General features: G+C 42.4%; 5 protein-coding genes and 1 pseudogene. 2 read left to right on the plus strand and 4 right to left on the minus strand.

The features are described 5' to 3' along the window. Nucleotides 1–23: 23 nt before the first annotated feature. The gene (locus tag QUA00_RS28335) at nt 24–4,145 is read right to left on the minus strand and encodes a glycosyltransferase (protein WP_333411922.1); all 4,122 of its coding nucleotides are present in this window, start codon (nt 4,143–4,145) and stop codon (nt 24–26) included. A gap of 61 nt (nt 4,146–4,206) precedes the next feature. Further along, nucleotides 4,207–4,755, minus strand: a complete 549-nt coding sequence (locus tag QUA00_RS28340) for a tetratricopeptide repeat protein (RefSeq protein WP_333411923.1) — start codon at nt 4,753–4,755, stop codon at nt 4,207–4,209. A 234-nt stretch (nt 4,756–4,989) separates the two neighbouring features. Between QUA00_RS28340 and QUA00_RS28345 the strand changes: the two genes are divergently transcribed. Both QUA00_RS28345 and QUA00_RS28350 read left to right on the plus strand, forming a co-directional pair. Then, nucleotides 4,990–5,220: a hypothetical protein gene (locus QUA00_RS28345; RefSeq protein WP_333129647.1), complete on the plus strand. Its 231-nt coding sequence runs from the start codon at nt 4,990–4,992 to the stop codon at nt 5,218–5,220. Continuing rightward, entirely contained in the window at nt 5,213–5,647 is a 435-nt protein-coding gene (locus tag QUA00_RS28350) for a hypothetical protein (RefSeq protein WP_333144591.1), read from the plus strand. Before QUA00_RS28345 ends, QUA00_RS28350 begins: the two co-directional genes overlap by 8 nt. Before the next feature lie 139 nt (nt 5,648–5,786). Here QUA00_RS28350 and QUA00_RS28355 read toward each other — a convergent pair whose 3' ends face one another. Next, the gene (locus tag QUA00_RS28355) at nt 5,787–6,476 is read right to left on the minus strand and encodes a Uma2 family endonuclease (RefSeq protein WP_333148436.1); all 690 of its coding nucleotides are present in this window, start codon (nt 6,474–6,476) and stop codon (nt 5,787–5,789) included. 145 nt (nt 6,477–6,621) lie between these two features. After that, nucleotides 6,622–6,914, minus strand: a pseudogene (locus tag QUA00_RS28360) (hypothetical protein); the annotation flags it as partial.

A 6,914-nucleotide genomic window follows, 5' to 3' on the forward strand; every position in this document is an offset into this window, starting at 1 on the left:
TAAGTTTCTCAGATGGTCATTGCCTACAAACTGTCTATTTGCCATAGGGCAAGATTTTCTGCCTTAGCTTGAGCGATCGCCTCTGTGTTCTCATTTTCCAAGACGATTCTAGCGTGAAGGCGAGGCATTAGAGCTTCCCACTGGATTTTGCTAAACTCTCCACTGAGTGCAATTTCAGGACCCTCAGAAACGTCTAAATCTTCTTCCATAAGAAGATTCATGGCAACACTAGATAAAGCTAGATTAGCATCTTCATCAGAAATATTGCTGTTGTCTACAAGTAGAGTTATCTTGCTCTTATCTGGATGAACTGCGACCGCTGCGATCGCACTCGCTAAACCTGGCAAGAGTAATTCTTCTGGCTGACTCCAATCTGGAAAAATAATCAGATTTATCTCTCTCAAATTGAGTCTTTTCGCCAGAGCATTTGACTGGTATTTTCTGAAAATTTCTTGGAACAGCCTGCCGATTTCAGCGGAGTAAGAGCGGCTGTCTAGAAATCCCGGATTTCCCTGCATTTTTTGCTTAACCTGAGCACTCTTTTGGTGCCGAAATTCAGGGTGAGTTCCGAGGCCGATAGCTAATTGGAGGTAAGACTCTTCACTTTCGGCAACTAAATCTGGTATGCCTAGTTGTTGTAGAAGTGCTGCACCCATTACAGAGCGGAAGCAAGCTCCTTGTCTTGCTACTATAGGTAGACCAACTTCCAAGGGGTCAATCAGAGATGTTGTTCCTGAAAAGGGATGGGAATCAAGATATATATCTGCCAGCTTCAGGTATTCTTTGATATCATATCGGTTTGGTACAGGTGTAGGGTCTAATATCAGCAAACTATCTGGATCTGCACCGTGCTGTAAAAAGGCTGCATTTAGACTCTCTATAAAGACTTGCTTGGGATAATAATTGGACCAGTTTGGCCCAAACGGATAAAGAACTAACACTGAGTTCGGGACAGCAGCTACTATTTTGGCCCAAGTATTACGCAACTCTGGAATAATTTTAAACAGGTTAGCTCCTGAGATAAAAACTACTGCGTCTTCTGCTATACCGAGGCTTTCCCGATTTACTTTTGTACTAGCTAGATTTTGCTCATTTCCATAACTAAAGCAATGTGCAGAACCATCAAGTTTTAATAATTCCTCCTGGTAGTGCTGTTCTGCATCTTCAAACGATTCGGTCAATTTACCAGAAATATAATAATCTATATTCCGTATTCCTGTGGTTACTACTGAGGCAACACTGGTTACTTGAATTCTTGCCATTCGGTGCAGCGCTAGTAAATATATTTGGTTAGTGACTGCTGTCACATTTGTGGCAATAAACAATATGTCTAGGTCGTCTTCCCGAATTAATTTGACCTGTTCATTTAAATTTTTCGGCAGCAGCTTAAACGAATTAGCGCAGCTTTGACAATATTCCTCTAGGGGATGCCCATTGCTCATTAAGGAATACAAAATAACTTCAAAATCTCGACTGATATACTCATACACAGGCAGTGAGGCAAAGGTTTCTGCTGCTGGCGTGAAATGTGAAGCCAGGATACCCAGCCGAATTTTTTTTCTGGTTAAAGAGCGCTCAGCAATTTCCCAGTCAACTTCCTGTCCTTCTTCTTTGAGAGCAAATGCTATAATTTCCGAACGTTTAATATAAATGTCTTTAAGATTAACTTCATTAAAATAAAGAGGTATGAAGGATGTGATTTGTAAAAATTGACTAGCTACATTACGCCAAAAATCCGAATTTGGATTCGTAAAAATAGAGCGGTGTAAGTAATTTACTATTTCCTGCATATATTTGCAGTAACTATCTGCCTCGCCAATTTCTTGAAAATAGGGTTGACAGTTAAGTATAAATTTCAGATAGTCGTTGAGGAGCCAATGAGGGATGCGAGGGAGATCCTGTGGGAGGGATAAATGATAAGCATTGACATAAAGCATTCCAGCTAGTACACACTGGATAGCTTTTGGATTGTCAAATCCTTTAGAAGAAATTATGGTTACTAGCTCGCCCACAAAAGTCTGTTCACTTGTGGTTAGAGGTTGATTGCAAATTCCACTACCTAGTATTAGTTGATGACCTTTACCGATGTCGCTCAAGTAGACACTTTCCAGCAGAACATCTGCTGTATTAAGCCACAGTTCAGCGATATTCTTTCTGGTTTGACGCAGAGCAGTTAATACAGATTGTTCGGAGGAATCTTTCTGATATTGATCAACATAGCTCGATAGCCCAGTAAGAAACTGAGGCGATATACCGCTGACAGAATAATGTTTTATATGCTCGGGCAAGAGCCATTTAACTTTGGGATCGGGCCGATGTTTAACAGGCTCTACATTCCCTCGCCAAGCCACACCCATGATTTGCATTGTTTGATAAACCATTGTATTCCATCCATTTTGTCTTAGGTAATCTAAGCCTTGGGCGACATCAGGAGATGGTAAATCGTGAAATAAAACTATAGCGTCTGCTTCGGCAACTTTATTAGCAACAATAGCATCTTGGAGGGGACCGGGAGCAGCGTGTTCTCCATCAATAAAAATTAATGACCAACGACGTTGTAATTGAGTTGTTAATTCTTCTACTTTCTGTGGACTAAAGCCAGCTATTAGATTAACTGAGTTCAGTACGCCAGCGCATTGAAGCGAATTGCTTACACTTTCATAAAAATCTGCTCTTCCCAACAAAGGATCGATAACATCTAGCTCAACTCCTCCCAGTGCTAAATGACAAGTTGACCAACCCATAAAGCACCCTATTTCTAGAGCTCTTTTTCCCTTAAATTTCAAAGCTGTATTGTAAAGAATATGGGCTTCATCTCTATTCTGAAATCCTACATCTGGAAAGCGCCTGTCCACATACCAGTTGTGAGGAATACCCTGACGCTGGTAGGGCCAAGGACAAGTTTTTGGGTCTGCTACGATCATGTTTGGAAAGCATTTATCCGGCAGAATTATTGATAGACCTGGTGAAACATAATCTCTGAATGGTAATAAAGCACGTTCTATTACTTCAATAGTATTTGTGACCATTTGTTCTTCCCTAAACATCTTTTCTGCTCGCTTTTTGCACGACTGACCTATTGACCGACGTAATTTTGAATTCGCGCACCAAGCACTAACTGTTTTAACTAAATCTCTAACTGTGCCCTGCGAATCTATTTTTGGATCGGGAAGTAGTTTGCCAGTATCGCCCAAAACTTCGGGAATTCCACCAACTGCTGAAGCTATTACGGGCAGCCCTTTTGCCATCGCCTCTATAATAGCTAGCCCTAATGATTCTAATACGGAAGGCAAAATAAAAATATCAGCCGCATCCATCCAGTCTGAAATATCCCATCGCTGTCCTAATATTTTAACTTGCGTGTCTACTCCTAGTTGCTTTACTGTCTCCCTGAATGGAGTTTCTAAATCTCCAAAACCAGCCCAAACAAAGTAAAGGTTAGACCATACTGAGCTTTGATGAAGCTGTTTAATGGCTTCTATCTGATATTCAAATCCTTTCCTGGGATCTAAGCGAGCAGCCGTAAAACAAACCACAGCATTTAAAGGAATATCAAATTCTTGGCGTAGGCGTTGTCGAGTTGCTGCCTTGGGAGTTTCAAAATACTCACTAGGTCGTCCCCAGTAAATAACTTCTCCCTTATCTTTAGGAAGCCTAAATAGTTCATGCAGTAAATTCAAAGTTTCGCGGGCGATTGCCAAAACAAATTTAGCTTGCTCATAATGATGTGCCAATTCTTCTAAGTAGTCAGTAAATCGCTCGGCTAGATAGGGAGCTGCAAAACCTACAACAGTAATGTAGGGAATTCTAAGTTGAATAGCTACCTGCTTAGCTGCAAAATTAGAGAGGGGACAGGCATCACTAAAGACAATTAGATCTGGTTTAGCACTAGATATAATTCTTTGAGCATCGGATGGATTGGTCAAGGTACGTCCAAACTCATTAACTGTATTGAAATCCAGCCACCAATGTTGAATCCCCAGCTTTTTTTGGCAAGTTATCATTGGGCTGGATGTCTCGGAGTTTACATAAGAGACTTGGTATCCTGACGTTGCTAAACCACATAGAATTGAGTGATCGTATCGTGCACTTCCCCCTATTCCTGGATCATCTGAATACAAAAGTATATGTTGACTTATAACCATTTATTTCTCTTTTACTCAGAATTTTCTAAGTGTTAACTTTTTGTGGGAATCGCCCTTTCCGCTACTTCTTCCCCTTCGCCTGCCCCAACAATACCTTATAATCAGCCCGATCTGGATTCAACTTCACCAACTTCTCCAAAGGCTCGATCGCCCCCACCTTATTATTCATCTGCAACCGCACATTTGCCAACCCCTCCAGAGCCGTCTGATTCTGGGGTTCCCGCTGCAAAACCGTCTGATATCCCCGTTCCTGCGCCGCCAGCAAAGATTCCTGAGAAACAGCCACAGGCGTCGGCTTTTGTTGGTGCTGGCTGCTCAAACCGCTGCTGAACAGACTGAAAATACCAAAAATCGCAGAACCACCAAACGAAACCATTGATACTAACGCAAAAATCTGCTTAATTCGATCGCTCCGATGAACCCGACTATCACTAGATTTTTTCTGTGTACTTTCCATTGCTAACTCTTGGCGTCGCTGTTTTCCAGGCACTCGCAAAGCACCTATCTCTAGATTGCCCAAGTTCGATCGCAAAACGATCGCCCTTCGCCATTTAAAATTTTCGCTGAAACCTAGAAACCATATTAAATGATATTTGTCAAGCAAATTCAATCAATTGTCGGGTTCAGTCCAGGACGCACGGGTGGTCAGAAACCGGGTTTTTTTACGAGAATACTACACTGCGATCGGCAGATTCGGTAAAAAACCCGGTTTCTAGGCGTCGGAGTGCGTAAGCCCTGAATTATTCTATAATTTGACAAAGACGCGCCCGGACGCAGTACCGCAAATACCGAGTCCAGACGACTTCTCCAATGTTGTCAACCCAACACAGGGAGCAATACAATTATGCCAAATAATCCAAACTGGTTGCGTTACGATCCAGACGAAGACAAGTCTCGACATGGAGCGGCAGATCCAGATTGTTGTGAAGAGATGGAAGAAAAGTATGGTTGGAAGCTGATTGAGATTGAGAAAATTGACGGCCCTATTCTAAAAGTTGATTGTGTTTTTCAAGGAAAAACAGAGTTTCCAGACTGGTACAAAGAACTAGAAAGCAAGGAGGATGAAGATGCGTAAATGGATTGTCTTTAGAGCAGACAAGCGCCAACCTGGTTGGGAAAAACGCAAGTTTCAACACACTCAATCATTGACTCGCATTTTGGCAGAACACTTTGACTCTTCTGATGGCCCAATTCCTGAAGTTGGCTATCGCCCCCCAGAATTTGTTCGTGTGGAAGCAGAACACGATCCAACTCGGCACGGTTACAGCACTCATTACCGCACAGGTGAGTGGGAAGTGGCGCGGGTTGAGACTTATACTCCCGATATTCCGATCGGTGAATTTGATATGGTAGTAATCTGCTATTGCCAATATTCCCCTATTGATGCTCCCCTCAAACCCATGCCAGAACGTCAAGTTTCTGTCGATTCCTTTGGAGGCGACAAGGAAGCTTATCAACGTTGGTTAGAGTCTCAAAAAGGCAAAGAATACACTGAAGTGTAAATGATACAGGACTTACGCATCCCCTAATCCTGGCTCCTCTAATTTTTCCTGGTTCTGACGGATCGTCATTCAACTAACAATTTGCTAAAGAAATAAAAGTGCGATCGAATTGGTCAAGCGCGATCGCACCCCTGCATCTTTAGCCGTTATCCTCCGGCAATTCTCCAAATTGTTCTCGATAACGCGCTAGCAAAGATTCGAGTTCAGCAGCACGTTGCCGTTCCGCTTCAGCACGTTGCCGTTCCGCTTTTAAAGCTGAAGCCAATTCATCTGGAATCAATAATTTATCTCCATTATCTTCCCGATAAAACCCAAGAATTTTTCCCTCTATTTCTAACCGCAGTTGCAATACATCGCTGCGATTATCTCTAATTAATTGATACCCCTCTACTCCCAGTCGGTACCCCCGCAATTGTTCGGGAATCCATTCACCTCTAGGGTCAAACAACCAGTATTCCTGAACTTCTAACCTTTCGTACAAGTCTTTTTTATTATTTTGATCTTCCGACTTTGTACCTGGTGAGGTAATTTCAAAAATCACTTTCGGCACTTGACCTTCTTCCCAGATTTTGTAATTATCTCTGCCACCCGGTTCCACATCAAAAATCACCATCACGTCTGGTGCTACACGGACTTTTGGAAAACCTTGAGCGTAGTATAAAAATTGGTTTGCTAAAACAGTAGCTCGACGGTCTGCGAGGTATTGTTTTAAGACTTCTAAAGTAGTTAAGATTGCGTAAACATGGTCGTAAGTTTCTGCCAATGGTTCTCCATCAGCGCTAGGGTATACGATTTCAGAAGTTTGGAGGGTGGGAACGACTGTTGTCATGGTCGTGCTTCCTGTGAGTTGTATATCTATTATAAACTTGTTTTCAGCAACTAAGTAGGTTAATTTAATTAAACGTAAAACGCTCTCGTGCTTGAGAGCCTCGCCTTCTTCAAGAAGTCGGGCTTCTGGTATTATCTATTTTTGACTACACATCCGCAGCGATCGCACTTTTGAATTCCTTAATTGCCTCAACATGACTCGGCATATTAACACACCTGACGAGTAAACCCATATCGAGTTCTGGGAGCAATTGGGAACTTGCAATCTCTTCGTATCCTTGCTGTTTGAGAGCATACAGAGACATTCGGCTGTTTTCCCAAAACCAGACTTCAGGGATTTGCAGCCGTTTGTAAGCCTCTAGCTTAGGAATGAGAATTAAATAAAATCCACTTTTCCTGTTTGTTGTGGGATGGGCGTCCCGCCCGTCCTTTCTGGGCG

This window comes from Microcoleus sp. T2B6, from assembly GCF_036700475.1.
GTDB lineage: Bacteria > Cyanobacteriota > Cyanobacteriia > Cyanobacteriales > Microcoleaceae > Microcoleus.